This window comes from Dehalobacter sp. TBBPA1, from assembly GCF_040931655.1.
GTDB lineage: Bacteria > Bacillota > Desulfitobacteriia > Desulfitobacteriales > Syntrophobotulaceae > Dehalobacter > Dehalobacter restrictus.
Genome location: NZ_CP162385.1, coordinates 726,800 through 741,060, shown reverse-complemented (window position 1 = coordinate 741,060; position 14,261 = coordinate 726,800). Strand labels below are relative to the sequence as shown.

Below are 14,261 nucleotides of genomic sequence, written 5' to 3'. Positions count from 1 at the left end.
CTATTTCAGCGCCTTGGCGATCGCTTCAAGTACTCTTTCCGCTTGGAAGGGCTTTACAATAAAATCTTTTGCTCCGGACTGGATGGCTTCAATAACCATGGCCTGCTGACCCATTGCACTACACATGATGACTTTGGCCTGCGGATCCTTGGTTCTGATCTCTTTCACAGCCTGAAGCCCATCCATTTCGGGCATTGTAATGTCCATAACCGTGATATCCGGTTTCAATTCCATGTATTTGTCGACACCAACCATCCCGTTTTCTGCCTCACCAACAACCTGATAGCCATTATTGGCCAGGATATCTTTGAGCATCATTCTCATAAAAGCGGCGTCATCAACAAGCAAAACTGTTTTACCCACTACTCTTCCTCCTTGATCTAGTTTAATGTGTCGATTCTTTCATTTGGATTCACAATTTCTGTGATACGGATTCCAAAGGTCTCGTTGATTACGACAACCTCGCACTTGGCGATAAGTTTGCCGTTAACAATCATATCGACCGGCTCGCCTGCCAGGCGGTCAAGTTCAACGACGGATCCGGGACCCAAATCCAGGATTTCCTTGATCGTTTTTATTGCTTTACCGAGCTCAACATTGACCTGGAGCGGAACATCATAAATCAGTCCCAGATTGCTTGGCAGACCTGCGAGCCCCCCCGAAGAAAGCGGTGCAAACTGCGCCGGCTGCACAAAGGTCGGCTGAACCCTCTGGGAAGGAAAATCCACAGGCGGCTGCCATATTGTCTCCATCGGCGAAGGTGGCGGAACCTGCGACTTCGGTATCTGCGGCTCAGGCTGTACAGACATGGCTGGTGCAGTGTATTGGGGCTCCGGCACTGTCTCCTGTACCGGCGAGGTATACATCTGTCCCAGAAGCCTGTCGGCCATGCCTTTGGCAACTTCAAACGGGAGCACCTGAATCAGAACGCTGTCAATGATTCCTTCTATGATCATTCTAAAAGAAACTCTGATCAATGGTTCATCGGCATTCAGATTCTTGCTTAACTCATAAACCTCATTCTCCTCCTCCGCTACGATGACGCGGGGAGGTGTGATGTCCACAACCGAATTGAACATCGTAGACATGGATGTGGCTGCCGATCCCATCATTTGATTCATGGCCTCTGAGATACCGCTTAACTGGATATCAGATAGTTCGTTTGTCGGACTCTTACCGGTCCCCCCCATCATCAGATCCACAATAATGGAACCGTCTTCGCGGGAAAGAACCAGCATATTGGATCCTTCAATCCCTTTTTTATATTTGACATCAATGAGAACATGCGGCACAGGATAATCTTCAAATATTTTCTGCGCTGTGGTCAGGTCAACTTTTGGAGCAGTTATCTCTACGCGCTTTCCGACAAGTTGAGATAAAGTTGTTGCCGCTGTCCCCATCGATATATTCGCAATTTCCCCCATGGCGTCTTTTTCCATATCGGTAAGCTGAATAGTCTGGCTGCTACCTGAAACAGGCTCGTCGGCCTCTTGGGAATTGATATCCATCGAGCCGGACAGCAAGGCATCTATCTCCTCCTGCGAAAGCATTCCGTTACCCATCCTCATTCCCCCCTTTTTTAATGACGTCAGTAATCTGCACTGCCATTCTGTTTCCGAATAAACCAGGCATTCCTCTGAATTTGATGTATTCTCCGACGTAGACAGCGAGAGGATCCTTGATGCCCTGATTCAGAGGGATCACGTCCCCCCGTTCCAGATTGATCAGATCCTGTATGGTAATCTGGGCTTTGCCGATAATGGCTTTCATCGGTACTCTGGCCCATTCAATCTTTTGCCGGATCAACTCTCTTTCCTCAGGGGATATGACCTTCCCTCCCGAAGAAAACAGCAGTAGATTATTTAACTTTTCTAAAATTGGTTTCATAACAATATAAGGAAGACAAACATTGATCATCCCAGACTGCTCTTCAATCTTCACCTCCATGGTCACAACAACCACCATCTCGTTTGAAGCAACAATCTGGGTAAATTGGGAATTTGTCTCCACATTGATTAGCTGAGGATTACCTTCAAAAATTTCAGCCCAGGCTTCCCCCATTAACTGAACAATCTTGCTGAGCCGGCTGACAATAATCTTACGTTCGATTTCCGTCAAATCACGGTTTTTGGCCGGTTCCATCCCATGTCCGCCGAGCAGTCTGTCCACCAGAATGAAGGCCAGTGAAGGACTGAGCTCGAGCAGACCGTTTCCTTCCAGCGGCGGCATGCTGAAAATCCCAAGGATCGTCGGATAGGGCAGAGAACGGATAAATTCATCATAAGTTACCTGCTCGGTAGACAGCACTTTGGCATCTACAGCAGTATGCATGTTCCCAGCCAGAAAAGTCGCCAGTGAACGGCAAAAATTTTCATGGATATTCAGCAAGGAGTTCAACTGTCCTTTGGAAAACTTGTTGGGCCTTTTAAAATCATAAACTTTAATTTTATGAGGGCTGGACATTTTTATGGTTTCTTCATCAACTGAGCCGTCTGATAATGCATTTAGCAAAGCATCGATTTCCGCCTGGGATAATACTTCACCCATCCAATCCCTCCTCCTTTTAAACTGTTTGAGATTTGTTAATCATAAATGAAATTTTTAAACAATACTTCTTTGATCTGGTCACCGCAGACATTATTCAGCTCGGTCAGCAGCTCCTCTTTGAGTTTTTCACGTCCTTCATTTGTCCGAATATCGTCAATTCCTTTCGATCCAATCACGGAAATGATACGGTCTCTCAAGAATATCTCTTTTGCAGTGATCTTCTCTTGAGATTTCTTGTTCACGCCTTCCAGCACAATATTCGTCTTTACCATTCCACCTCCGTCGAGGTTGATCATGAATTCGTCTTTCATTTCAATCAGCGGTCCGACTTCCTCCGTAACTTTTTCGACCTGTGCGGTGCCAGAACTGGAACCCGGGAAGATTTTATCTTTAGCAATCGTGCCGCCTACGCCAAGCCCTGCTCCGATAACAATAAAGATAAGGGGTACAATAATTCTTTTAATTTTCATTACTACGGGTTCCTCCTCTGAATTCTGGATGGCAGCGTCTTCGAAATTCTGCAATCCTTTCGATGAGCTCATCAATGGATTCTTTGACGACGTACTTCTTTTCAGTGGTCAGTGTAATGACCGTGTCGGGAGTAGCCTCCGCCGTCTCAATCAAGTCGGGGTTTATTGTAAATTCTTTGTTGTTCAGTCTTGTCAAATAAATCACATCAATCCTCCTGTCATTTCCAGCCTCTGAGGTTCTGGGCAATTTCATCAATCTCCGATTGTTCTTTTTTTAATTTTGTTATATAAAAAAGTCTTATTTTTTTTTCTTTAAGCCTTTTGTATTTTTCTGTTTTAATTCGGCATTCCAGCAGCTTTTCCCTTTGTTTTTCGACCTGAATATTTTGTTCTTCGACTTCTTTTTCTCGCTTCAGCAAAATATTCTTTTGATCATAACAGTATCTTTGCCAGAGGTTCAGTATCTGCGGCTCTTCAAGACAAGCTATTTTTTGTTTCTCGAAGGCCTCGTTCAAAAGCTGCGTTTGGAGATCCCTTTGTTCAGTCAAGTTGCCCAGCGTTCTGAGCTCCTGCGCCAGCAACCCCTGCTCGATGTCCATCTCCTGCTCGGCAAGCCGCAAAGAAGCCTCCAAACGGAATTTGAAAGGCATCACTTATCGCCCTCTTCAAAAACATTTTTCATGAAGCTCAACATTTCGGCAAAACAGCATTTTTCATCCGTATTCTGACAGACGAATGCGCGTATCTTTTCATGATGCTTGATAGCCTGGTCAATCCGGCTGCTGCTTCCCGCCACATAGGCACCGATGTCAATCAAGTCCTTGGCTTCGTGGTAGACTGCGAGATGCTCCCGGATTTTCCCGGCGAGTTCCCTGACCTGCGGATCCGCAACATCGTTCATTAAGCGGCTGATGGATTGCAGGATGTCGATGGACGGATAATGGTTTTTCGACGCCAGTTCCCTGGTCAGAACAATATGGCCGTCCAGTATTCCCCTTACAGCATCCGCAATTGGTTCATTATGGTCATCACCGTCAACAAGGACGGTATAGATCCCTGTAATACTGCCTTTTTCGGATAGACCAACCCTTTCCAACAGTTTTGGCAGCATGGCAAATACCGACGGAGGATATCCCCTGGTTGCCGGAGGTTCTCCGACTGTTAAGCCTATCTCCCGCTGGGCCATCGCGAAACGGGTCACGGAGTCCATCATGAACAGCACATTTTTACCTTTGTCGCGGAAATATTCGGCGACCGCAGTTGCCGTGAAGGCGGCTTTCATTCTGACGAGAGCAGGTTGGTCGGATGTCGCGACAACGATCACAGACCGGGATAGACCCTCTTCTCCAAGGTCTTTCTCCATAAAATCCCGCAATTCCCGTCCGCGTTCCCCAACGAGCGCAATCACGTTCACATCGGCTTCCGAATTCCGGGCCATCATACCCAAGAGGGTGCTTTTACCGACACCTGATCCGGCAAATATCCCCATTCTTTGGCCTCTGCCCATTGTCAGCAGCCCATCGATGCCTCTAACCCCAACGTTAAGAGGCTCACGAATACGCGGTCTGAACAGCGCACTGGGTGGCTTATTATGAAGCGGATACGATTGATCCGTATTCAAAGGTCTGCCATCAAGGGGCTGACCAAGCCCGTCAAGGATTCTGCCCAGCAATCCAGGCCCGACTTTGACATTCAGCGTTTCATCCTGGGGGATCACCTTATCGCCTGGGGCTACGCCTTCCAACTCCCCGAGAGGCATAAGCAGTGTTTTTGTTCCTCTGAAGCCAGCGACCTCAGCAGGGATCGCATTGGAGTTCGAAGCCATAATATGGCAGTATTTTCCGACGCTGGCCCTCGGGCCATCCGCTTCAACCAAAAGGCCGCTGATTTTAGAGACTAATCCCCGGGCCGAAATAGGCTCGTATTGTTCAATTTTCTGGGCCAGCGCCTTCCAGTCGGCCATACTTCAACTCCTCCTTGAGGTATTTCTCTATCTTTTCCAGCTGCAGTTCGATCCGGGCATCAAATATTCCCTCGGAACATTCCAAAAATGCATCTCCGGCCTTGAGCGTTTCATCGACAATGACCGGATAACCAGGTTTGTACTCAGCCGGGAGATCTTTATACCAATCCCAATCTTTACTGGACAGGTGAATTTTTATGCTCTGTTTGTCACTGGGCAGCAGGGTAAGATTCTTGATGATGCCCAAAAGAATTTCAGGATCGATGTCCAATGAGGTATGAATAATTCTGCTGCAAATCTTCAGACAAAGGTCTGCCAGTTCCCTGTCTGCTTTATTGAATTCATCCGCCAGGATCTTTTGGGCCATCTCCAGATAGTTTCTGGCCTGCTGGGTAATCACGTCGGCCTGAGACTGAGCTTCTTCAAGCCCCTTATTATAACCTTCCGTGAAAGCGACAGGTGCAATCTCGCTTCTGACTTTTTCCTGATACTCGACGGTTAAGGCTTCGCTTTCCTTCCGAGCATTTTCAATGATTTCAGCCGATGTTTTTTGGGCTTTGGCAATCAGCTCATCGGCTTCAGCCCTAGCTTTCGCCAGGATATCGGAGACCTCCGGTCCCCAGTCTTCCTCTGCAACCGAAGCCGTTTCAGTCACACACTGCTCCATGACCGTACGGTCCTCAATAACGGACAGCACGGCCAAGGCAGACGAAGTATCGTAAACATTTGTCCTGTTTCTGTATTTCTCCGGATCGGGTGACTCCAGAATACGCGGAGAAGTAATTTCAATGACTTTGCTCTTCAGAACTGAGGTTTTAGTAGATAATTTCATCTGCACCACCTCTGGAGATCACAATCGCTCCAGCTTCCTCCAGCTTGCGAATTACTTTGACAATCTTCTGCTGGGCCTCTTCAACTTCACGCAGCCGAACGGGGCCCATAAACTGCATATCTTCCTTCAGCATACCGGCAGATCTGCTGGACATATTCGTGAGAATCTTCTGTGTGACATCTTCGTTGGAACCTTTCAGGGCCAAGGCAAGGTCCTTGGTTTCAACTTCACGCAGCACCAGCTGAACAGAACGATCGTCAAGCAGGATGACATCATCAAACACAAACATCTGCCGCTTAATCTGTTCGGCGAGATCCGGATCATCCATTTCCAGAACATCCATGACGGTTTTTAACGTACCAGGATCTGCCCTGTTAAGCATATCAACGACAGACTGCATCCCGCCTGAAGATGTATAATCGGTCGGGGCAAGATTGGAGATTTTGTTTTCAAGGACCTTCTCAATTTCTTTCAGCACTTCGGGGCTTGTTCTTCCCATCAGGGCAATCCTTTTTGTGACTTCAGCCTGCAGATCCTGAGGCAGGCTCGCTAAAATCGTAGCCGCTTTATCCGGCGGAAGGTGAGTCATAATTAAAGAAATTGTTTGCGGATGCTCGCCTTGGATAAAAGAAAACAGCTGTTTAGGATCCGTGCGGCGGACAATGTCAAAAGGACGCATCTTCAAAGAAGAGGACAAACGTCCAATAATATCAAATGCTCTTTGCTGTCCCAAAGCCCTTTCTAAAACATCCCTGGCATATTCAATGCCGCCTTGCGCAATGTAATTGCTGGCCAGACACATTTTATGAAATTCATCAATGACCGAGTCTCTCTGTTCCTCAGACACCTTGCGCATATTGGACATTTCCAACGTAAGCTGTTCGATCTCCGGTTCCGAAAGAAATTTAATGATCTCCGAAGATCTTTCCGGACCCAAGGTAATCAGTAGTACTGCTGCTTTTTGTAATCCCGTAAAAATTCCGCTGCTCATCCTTATTGCTCCTCAGTCAGCCAAGTTTTGACTAATCTTGCCACATCATCCGGATTTTCCATCGTATATTTTTCGACTTCTTGACGGATCTTCTCTTTTTCAATTTCTTCCGTAGTTTTGGCTTTCTTCCGTGCAAGTTTCAAGTCGGCTTGACGTTCGGCCTCAATCTGCGACGCCAGGATCTGCTCAGCTTCCTGCAGCGTGACAAATCTCGATCCATCTGCCATATTCATTGACTCGATCGCCAATTCTTTCTTTTTCAATCTGGACCGTAAGAATGCAATCAGAAGAATAATCGCCAGCAGCACGCCTCCGCCAATCTCCGCATACAGTAGAATCTGGGCCTTGCGGGCGGCTTCTTCTATTGCCGCCTGCTCTTCAAGCGCCGTCGTCTTTTCAAAAGGCAGTCTGGCCGCCTCAATCACATCACCGCGATCCTGATTATAACCGACCGCGGAAGAAACAATATTTTTGATATTATCAAGCTGTTCATCCGTCACACTGTCCGAATCCGCCAGAACAGATACGGTCAGTCTTTTGATTTGCCCGGGACTTACGACCGTTTCTTCCTGGGTCATGCTTGGCTGAAAATTCTCCGTCAAACTGTTTTTTTCTGAAGTCGAAGTTGTGCCGTTCTGTCCGGTGACAGGATATCCGGGCACATTGGTTTCTGTCCCTGCAACACCACCGTTAGAAGAAGTATTACTACTTTTCTCTGTGACTTCCTGACGGCTGGTAACAGCCCCGGTTTCATTTTTCTGACTGGTAATCTTTTTTTGATCAAAATCAATAGTAGCATTCGCTCTAACAATCGTTGTACCGGCCCCAAATACTTTATCCAGCATCGTTTGTACAGAATTCTGAATGTCGTTTTCATATGTTTGCTGAACCTGAAGCTGGGTCGCGGATAATTTTTGCGGGGAAGTGCTGCTCCCGAGAATGTCGGATAAGACATTGCCATCGGTATCAACAATCGTCACTTTATCAATACTAAGTCCCTCGACCGAATAAGATAAAAGATTTGCGATTGCCCTAACCTGATCTTCCGACATCTCCTTTCCGTATTTTTGTTTGATCGTTACTGCAGCGGTTGTGTCTTTCTGTTGTTCGGAGAACAGCGCGTCTTCAGGCATAACAATATGAACCCTTGCATATTCCACACCGTCAAGCGTTCCAATCGTTTGTTCCAGTTCAGTCTGCAATCCCAATACATACCTCAGTTTACGGTCTTCGTCAGTTTCACCGATTCTCATCTGATTCAGATAATCAAAACTGAACTTGCTTTCACTGGGCAGAGCTTGATTGGCTAGCTGCAACCGGACTTCTGCAACATCCTTTTGAGGAACCTGGATAGTTGAACCCCCATCCGCCAGTTGATATTCAACATTCAATCCTTTGAGTGCCTCCGTGATCGCTCCGGCTTCCGTAGTTTCCAAACTAGAAAACAGAACCGTATACTGAGGACGGCTTGCCCAAAAGATAAGGCTGATCAAAGCAGTCGCAACAATAACCGGCGCGGCTACTAGAATAATCCTTTGCGGGTTGGTCAGTTTTTCCCAAAAATTACGTACAGCATTCAGTATTTCCGTTAAGGAAAAATTCAACTACCTTTCCCCCTAGAATTAGATTTGCATCTGCATGATCTGATTATAAGCATCAACAACTTTATTGCGCACGGTAACCGCCAGTCCTAAAGCCAGGCTGGCTTTTTCCATCGCAATGACCGGCGTATGGAAATCATCGACTTGACCCGTGGCCAGATCTGCCGCAGCCTGTTGAGCTTCAGACTGCGTACTCTCAAGCTTATCGAGCGCGTCACTCAGGAAAGAAGAAAAATCAGTGGAACTATTGGTATTGTTCGCTTTGGATGTTTGGAAAGCACCAGAGTTATCCAAAGGGGAAAGCGGAACAATTGTCGTAAAAGGGCCAATTGCATTACTCATTTTTTACCCCTTTCCAATCCCGAGGGCTGTGGAAGCCATCGCTTTACTCGCGTTCAGGGCGGTTACATTCGCTTCATAAGACCTGTTAGCTGAGATCATATCAACCATTTCCGCTACAAGGGTTACATTCGGATAGCGCACATATCCGACAGGGATCCCATCTTCGGCTGTTTTGGCCGCATCCGGATTATTCGGATCGTATTCCAGCCTGAACTCATTGTTATCCTGAACAACAGCAGTGACCTGAACCCCTTCGCTTCTTAACTTGGTACGGGTATCCTTAAATACATCTGCAAAATCTGTTTCAGATGGGCGAGAAGAAAAGACGGCAACTTCGCGCTGATAGGGAATGGGGTTACCGGCCACAGTTGTTTGTCCTGTATTGGCTGTATTGATATTGGCAATATTATTGGATATCAGGTCAAGCCTAAGTTTTTGGGCGGTAAGACCAGAGGCGCTGATATTCATACCGGTAAACAGACCCATGTTTTTACTACCTCCTTTTGACACACTCTATCATTGTATTCCCGATATCGGGAAGCATTACGATTCTGTCGGCCAATTTCGCTTCAATAATGGAGCGGGGCATACCGTAGATAATGCAGGTCTTTTCAGATTCGGCAATTGCATAAGCCCCTTTGGCCTTCAAGGCTTTCATGCCTGCTAGACCATCGTTCCCCATCCCTGTCATCACGACACCCAGCACACCGGCTCCGGCTTCTTTCGCCAGAGACAGAAACATTACATCGACAGAGGGCTTGTAAAGTGTGACAATCGGCGATTCCGCGGTGACATTCGCGGTAAGCCCGCTACTGTTTCTTGCCACTTGAAACTGTTTCCCGGCCTGTCCGATATAAACGGTACCTGCTTTCAGCAGCTCACCGTGCTCAACTTCCTTCACTGTAACCTCACAGATACTGTTCAGCCTGGAAGCCAGGGAGGAGGTAAATCCAGCCGGCATATGCTGGGCGACAATTACGGGAACCGGAAAATTTTTGGGCAGTTTGCTCAGAACATTCTGCAGGGCGCTTGGTCCGCCCGTCGAAGTACCAATTGCAACAACTTCTATTTTGCGGCCAATTGGCTGTATTTGCTGTTTGACAAGCGTTGGCGCAGACCCCAGGCTTTTTTTGTTCAAACGGGTAGGGTCTACCCCGGCGACACTCTTTATTTTCAAAACAATCTCTTCAGCCAGGGCCGAGAGATCATCTCCTTCTTTGCCTGAGGGTTTCGCGACAACATCAATAGCGCCAAGATCAAAAGCTTTCATCGTCATCTTAGTGCCGTCAGTTGTTACAGAACTTAACACAATGACTGGCGTCGGCTGCCAACGCATAATCTCTTCCAGGGCTTCCAAGCCGTTCATCACCGGCATCTCAACATCCATGGTCACAACATCTGGTTTTAGGGTCTGAAGCTTTAATATCCCTTCTTTTCCGTCCTGTGCAGTAGCCACTACTTGAATAGCCGGATCATTGCTTAGAATTTTTTTCAGAGACATCCTGATGAAAGGTGAATCATCGACGATCAGGACCTTGATCGGCTTAAGCAGTTTGTTCATTCATGCCATCTCCACCCATAAGTTGATCCAGCTTCAGGAGGATAAGCAATCTTTCACCTATTTTGCCAACTCCACGGATGTAATTTGAATCCATGCCAAGTGCAATCGGCGGAGGCGGTTCTATCGCTTCACTGTCCAACCACAGCACTTCTGTTACGCTGTCAACCATAACGCCAAACACCCTGCTATCGATTTGCAGAACAACGATCCTGCTTAGATCGGTTTCTTCCTCGGGGAGCATACCGAAGCGGGACCTGAGATTAACAATCGGGATGACGTTTCCGCGCAGATTGATGACACCCTCAATATAGCTGCGGGCCTTCGGTACCCTTGTAACAGGAGGAATCCGGATGATTTCCTGTACTTTCATAATATTCACTCCAAATTCTTCCGAACCTAACGAAAAAGTAACCATTTGTTCTTCAGCCATGTATTTGAGTACCACCTTTCTTAGCGCTTGATCAAAATATCCTGAAGAAGTGATCCGATGTCCAAAATCAATGTTACTTTGCCATCTCCGAGAATCGTTGCCCCTGCAATCCCTGGCAAACCGTTCAGATAATCCCCTAGAGACTTGATGACAACCTCCTGCTGGCCCTGTAGTTCATCGACAATGATTCCTACGGTTTTATCGCCTAAGCCAACCACAACGACATAAACTTCCTCATTTACGGTTTCACTTTCGGGCAAATCAAATTTCTGCTTCAAGGAAATCAACGGCAAGGTATTCCCTCTAAGCTGAACCATCGGCAGGCTTCCGACAGTCTTAATATCACGCTTGTTGACAAGCAGTGTCTCAACAACAGAAGACAACGGCACTGCATAAGTCTCTTTGCCTACTTCAACGAGCAGCGCTTGAATAATCGCCAACGTCAACGGCAGCCGGATTATCATCGACGTTCCAACGCCTTTGCTTGTCTTGATATCAATGATGCCGCCCAAATTGGCTATGGATTTTTTCACAACGTCCATGCCAACCCCGCGCCCGGACATATCCGTCACTTGATCGGCCGTGCTGAATCCCGGCAGAAAAATGAAATTAGCTATATCGCTGTCGGATAGGCCTTCCCTTTCACCGACAAGGCCCTTTTCCAAGGCTTTTTTGTAAATCTTGTCAATGTTAAGTCCGTAACCGTCATCCGAAACGATGATCGCAATATGGTTTCCTTCATGGTAGGCATCGAGCGTAATCGTTCCTACTTCAGGTTTCCCGACTGTGAGTCTTTCTTCCGGCGCTTCTATACCGTGGTCAACCGAGTTACGGATAATGTGCGTCAACGGGTCACCGATCATTTCGATGACAGTCTTGTCCAGCTCTGTTTCTTCGCCGTGAATAACAAGCTCAATCCTTTTACCGGTCTTCCTGCAGAAATCCCGGACGAGACGCGGATAACGGCTGAATATCGTGCCAATCGGCACCATACGCAGCCTCATGACGCTTTCCTGAAGATCATTCATCAAACGCCCGAGGTAGACATTTGCTTCATTAAGGCTTGCAACAAGCGGATCGGACTGGTTTTCCATCTGTAGGTCATGTCCAATTTTCACCAGTCTCGTCCTGGTAATTACCATTTCTCCGACAAGATTAATCAGATTATCCATTCTGGCTGTGTCCACACGAATCGTATGCACCTGATTGACATCTTTCTGTGGCTTTCCATTCGTGTTCTGCTCAACAGGCTGGTTCTTTTGCTCTCGCTGATCCGCTTGTTTAGAACGGCTCATTTGAACGTGCTCTTCAACGTTCTCCTCTATTCGGACAAGATTTGTCTCTTCGGCCTGAACGGTTAAACCGATCTCCTGAGCATCTGATTCCGGCAACGTGTAATTCATGACTTGAGTGTCGTGAATTTCAGATACTTCAAGGATGTCGGCCCGAATGTCTTCCTGTGATTCATTGGTCACAAACAAAATGTCGAACTCCAGCGCTTCACAAACTTCAAGCTCATCAATCGAGGGAATGATCTTCACGACATTGCCGAGCAGCTCCAGCCTTTGAATAACCATAACCGCCCTTACTGCCTTCATCATGGTATTCTGTTCAAGCGCCACGTTAAGCCAATAAACTGACTTGCTTGCAAATGCCGCTTCGCTAACCGTCTCAGTTTCCTCCGGTGACAGGGCAAAGTCAACTCTGGGCTTTTCTTCCTGTTCCTCCACCTGATTTCTTCCGACAAACGGCTTGCTTTTCTGCACCAGAGCTCCGGTCTCGGTGATCGTCTTCATCTGAGAGGTCAGATCACCATAATCGACCAAAATATCTGAACGTTGCTCGACCTGGGCCAACATCATTTTTACTTTATCGGTTACCGCCAGCAACACATCGATGATCTCGTTGGTAACCATCATCTTTCCCTGTCTCATTTTATCGAGCAGGTCTTCTGCGGCGTGCGTTAATTCAACGATCGGGGTAAATCCCATGGTTCCTGAAGCGCCCTTTAAGCTATGCGCACTTCTGAAAAGATCATTAACCAGCGAAATATTTTCGCCGTCTCTTTCCAACTGCAAAAGACCAGAGCCAAGCTTCTCAACCTGCTCCTGTGAATCAAGCAAATAGAACTCCAGAAAGTCATCAAGATCTATTCCCATATTCTTCTCACCTTGGCTCAATTTTCTCCCCCCTTTGTCATCATTGTTGTTCCAACAAGTTCTTCATATAATTGTTTAAAGAAAACTGAAAATTTTATAATTAACCTAAATTACAAGGTTCGCCGTTTCTTGTTAAAATCCTCCAAATAGTCTAGATAATATGCAATTTTTCTGTAGCATTGTCGAATTTATAGTTCATTTTATTTTAAATTAAATCGTAAAATTTTCGAAGCCAGAAATATAATAGTTAATAACTTACAAACAACTTACAAACATTGGGTTTTTCCAAAAAAAAATCCCTTGCGCAGGATTTTCTTTTGGGACTATTTTATTGGAAAACTATTTCGATTTGTCAATAAACCTTGGTTCACGGGACACTGGACTGCCATAGGCAAATTTCATCTTTTTTACCCCTCTAACACGGGCAAGCTCTATTTTTACAGATTCTAATTCTGTTTGGATCTTGGGTATGATCTGCTGATCCATCTCCCGGATCTTATCCAGGGTGATTCCCAACGCGTCATGACTCTCGCAGAATTGGCGATATTCAGTAGCACTCAGATAGGGCTCCAGCAACTCATTGCGGAATTGCAAAACGCCGATGGCCTGACAAAGCTCATCTTTCAGCTGTGATGTCTTATCAATATTCAATTTGAAGCTGGCAAACGTCTGAGCCCTGGTTTCCGAAAACTTCTGAAGCAGTGCGTCAAATATTTCTTCCTGTTCGGTAAGCACAAGGGCGTCCGCTGTTTCCGGATGGAACAAGACCTTCTTGTCTTGCTTGCTTGTCTGGTAATCATCCAACATTTTGTTGTATTCCGCTAAAACCGCCAGGTGCTGCTCGCACTGGGGAAGGAGACACTGATAGATTTCCAGTAAGAAATTGATCGTTTTTTTCAGCATTATTTTGCCCCCAAACGGCTGATCCTGGCTGCTTCGATCCAGACATCCCTGAATGCTTCAAAAAAATCAAGCACGGGCGGCAGGAAGCTTGGATCCTTTTTGATATTCGCCTTGATCGTTTCCATGTAGTAAAACCGATAGAGCTCACGCAGGTTTTGCGCGATTTCGCCGCCATTCTCCATATCCAGGGTCCTGTCCAACTCGCTGATAATATCCTGAACCCGCAAGAGATTGTTATGGATCTCTTCCAGCTTTTTTTCCTCAAAAGCTTTTTCCGTCTGATGCAAAAGCAGAATCACCTTTGAATAAAGCATTGTTATAAGCTTTTCGGGGGAGGAAGTCTCGACTGACGCCTGTTTGTACGCAGTCTGAGAATTTTGATAGGCATTTTGTTGTAACGCTGTATTCATTGCCCAGCCTCCTGACATAAATTAAACCAGTATTAAGTAACCTGTATAAATG

The 14,261-nt window shown here is 46.5% G+C and carries 17 protein-coding genes; all 17 read right to left on the bottom strand.

Going from position 1 to position 14,261, the window contains the following annotated elements; all coding sequences use genetic code 11:
- Complete coding sequence (locus AB3489_RS03645) at nt 1–363, bottom strand: response regulator (protein WP_020491880.1); 363 nt, start codon at nt 361–363, stop codon at nt 1–3.
- Between the two features lie 17 nt (nt 364–380).
- The gene (fliY, locus tag AB3489_RS03640) at nt 381–1,562 is read right to left on the bottom strand and encodes a flagellar motor switch phosphatase FliY (protein WP_368293982.1); all 1,182 of its coding nucleotides are present in this window, start codon (nt 1,560–1,562) and stop codon (nt 381–383) included.
- Nucleotides 1,555–2,547: a flagellar motor switch protein FliM gene (gene fliM, locus AB3489_RS03635; protein WP_368293981.1), complete on the bottom strand. Its 993-nt coding sequence runs from the start codon at nt 2,545–2,547 to the stop codon at nt 1,555–1,557. The genes fliY and fliM overlap by 8 nt, the downstream gene beginning before the upstream one ends.
- 35 nt (nt 2,548–2,582) lie before the next feature.
- Nucleotides 2,583–3,017, bottom strand: coding sequence for a flagellar basal body-associated protein FliL (gene fliL, locus AB3489_RS03630; RefSeq protein WP_015043592.1), 435 nt, complete (start codon nt 3,015–3,017; stop codon nt 2,583–2,585).
- Nucleotides 3,007–3,222 (bottom strand): flagellar FlbD family protein, encoded by a 216-nt coding sequence (locus tag AB3489_RS03625; RefSeq protein ID WP_083916770.1) that lies wholly within the window; start codon nt 3,220–3,222, stop codon nt 3,007–3,009. Before AB3489_RS03625 ends, fliL begins: the two co-directional genes overlap by 11 nt.
- Nucleotides 3,223–3,235: 13 nt before the next feature.
- Nucleotides 3,236–3,667, bottom strand: coding sequence for a flagellar export protein FliJ (locus tag AB3489_RS03620; RefSeq protein WP_368294576.1), 432 nt, complete (start codon nt 3,665–3,667; stop codon nt 3,236–3,238).
- On the bottom strand, nt 3,667–4,980 hold the full coding sequence (fliI, locus tag AB3489_RS03615; protein WP_368293980.1) for a flagellar protein export ATPase FliI: 1,314 nt from the start codon (nt 4,978–4,980) through the stop codon (nt 3,667–3,669). The genes AB3489_RS03620 and fliI overlap by 1 nt, the downstream gene beginning before the upstream one ends.
- Nucleotides 4,946–5,812 carry a FliH/SctL family protein gene (locus tag AB3489_RS03610; RefSeq protein WP_368293979.1) on the bottom strand — a complete coding sequence of 289 codons (867 nt, stop codon included), beginning with the start codon at nt 5,810–5,812 and terminating at the stop codon, nt 4,946–4,948. Before AB3489_RS03610 ends, fliI begins: the two co-directional genes overlap by 35 nt.
- Nucleotides 5,796–6,803, bottom strand: coding sequence for a flagellar motor switch protein FliG (fliG, locus tag AB3489_RS03605; RefSeq protein ID WP_015043597.1), 1,008 nt, complete (start codon nt 6,801–6,803; stop codon nt 5,796–5,798). Before fliG ends, AB3489_RS03610 begins: the two co-directional genes overlap by 17 nt.
- Before the next feature lie 2 nt (nt 6,804–6,805).
- On the bottom strand, nt 6,806–8,407 hold the full coding sequence (gene fliF, locus AB3489_RS03600; protein WP_368293978.1) for a flagellar basal-body MS-ring/collar protein FliF: 1,602 nt from the start codon (nt 8,405–8,407) through the stop codon (nt 6,806–6,808).
- Between the two features lie 18 nt (nt 8,408–8,425).
- Nucleotides 8,426–8,746: a flagellar hook-basal body complex protein FliE gene (gene fliE / locus AB3489_RS03595; RefSeq protein ID WP_368293977.1), complete on the bottom strand. Its 321-nt coding sequence runs from the start codon at nt 8,744–8,746 to the stop codon at nt 8,426–8,428.
- A gap of 3 nt (nt 8,747–8,749) precedes the next feature.
- A complete protein-coding gene (gene flgC / locus AB3489_RS03590; protein ID WP_368293976.1) occupies nt 8,750–9,232 on the bottom strand; it encodes a flagellar basal body rod protein FlgC in 483 nt (160 codons plus the stop codon).
- Nucleotides 9,233–9,239: 7 nt separating this feature from the next.
- Nucleotides 9,240–10,307 carry a chemotaxis response regulator protein-glutamate methylesterase gene (locus AB3489_RS03585; protein ID WP_368293975.1) on the bottom strand — a complete coding sequence of 356 codons (1,068 nt, stop codon included), beginning with the start codon at nt 10,305–10,307 and terminating at the stop codon, nt 9,240–9,242.
- Nucleotides 10,291–10,737 carry a chemotaxis protein CheW gene (locus AB3489_RS03580; RefSeq protein WP_368293974.1) on the bottom strand — a complete coding sequence of 149 codons (447 nt, stop codon included), beginning with the start codon at nt 10,735–10,737 and terminating at the stop codon, nt 10,291–10,293. Before AB3489_RS03580 ends, AB3489_RS03585 begins: the two co-directional genes overlap by 17 nt.
- A 20-nt stretch (nt 10,738–10,757) precedes the next feature.
- On the bottom strand, nt 10,758–12,896 hold the full coding sequence (locus AB3489_RS03575) for a chemotaxis protein CheA (RefSeq protein ID WP_368294575.1): 2,139 nt from the start codon (nt 12,894–12,896) through the stop codon (nt 10,758–10,760).
- A 339-nt stretch (nt 12,897–13,235) separates the two neighbouring features.
- Complete coding sequence (locus tag AB3489_RS03570; protein ID WP_368293973.1) at nt 13,236–13,799, bottom strand: hypothetical protein; 564 nt, start codon at nt 13,797–13,799, stop codon at nt 13,236–13,238.
- Nucleotides 13,799–14,209, bottom strand: a complete 411-nt coding sequence (fliS, locus tag AB3489_RS03565; protein WP_368293972.1) for a flagellar export chaperone FliS — start codon at nt 14,207–14,209, stop codon at nt 13,799–13,801. Before fliS ends, AB3489_RS03570 begins: the two co-directional genes overlap by 1 nt.
- Between the last annotated feature and the right edge of the window lie 52 nt (nt 14,210–14,261).

Coding starts and splice junctions, on each gene's coding strand:
- fliY (WP_368293982.1), bottom strand. CDS start 1,562: ATGGGTAACGGAATGCTTTCGCAGGAGGAGATAGATGCCTTGCTGTCC.
- fliM (WP_368293981.1), bottom strand. CDS start 2,547: ATGGGTGAAGTATTATCCCAGGCGGAAATCGATGCTTTGCTAAATGCA.
- fliL (WP_015043592.1), bottom strand. CDS start 3,017: ATGAAAATTAAAAGAATTATTGTACCCCTTATCTTTATTGTTATCGGA.
- AB3489_RS03620 (WP_368294576.1), bottom strand. CDS start 3,667: ATGCCTTTCAAATTCCGTTTGGAGGCTTCTTTGCGGCTTGCCGAGCAG.
- fliI (WP_368293980.1), bottom strand. CDS start 4,980: ATGGCCGACTGGAAGGCGCTGGCCCAGAAAATTGAACAATACGAGCCT.
- AB3489_RS03610 (WP_368293979.1), bottom strand. CDS start 5,812: ATGAAATTATCTACTAAAACCTCAGTTCTGAAGAGCAAAGTCATTGAA.
- fliG (WP_015043597.1), bottom strand. CDS start 6,803: ATGAGCAGCGGAATTTTTACGGGATTACAAAAAGCAGCAGTACTACTG.
- fliE (WP_368293977.1), bottom strand. CDS start 8,746: ATGAGTAATGCAATTGGCCCTTTTACGACAATTGTTCCGCTTTCCCCT.
- flgC (WP_368293976.1), bottom strand. CDS start 9,232: ATGGGTCTGTTTACCGGTATGAATATCAGCGCCTCTGGTCTTACCGCC.
- AB3489_RS03585 (WP_368293975.1), bottom strand. CDS start 10,307: ATGAACAAACTGCTTAAGCCGATCAAGGTCCTGATCGTCGATGATTCA.
- AB3489_RS03580 (WP_368293974.1), bottom strand. CDS start 10,737: ATGGCTGAAGAACAAATGGTTACTTTTTCGTTAGGTTCGGAAGAATTT.
- AB3489_RS03575 (WP_368294575.1), bottom strand. CDS start 12,896: ATGGGAATAGATCTTGATGACTTTCTGGAGTTCTATTTGCTTGATTCA.
- AB3489_RS03570 (WP_368293973.1), bottom strand. CDS start 13,799: ATGCTGAAAAAAACGATCAATTTCTTACTGGAAATCTATCAGTGTCTC.
- fliS (WP_368293972.1), bottom strand. CDS start 14,209: ATGAATACAGCGTTACAACAAAATGCCTATCAAAATTCTCAGACTGCG.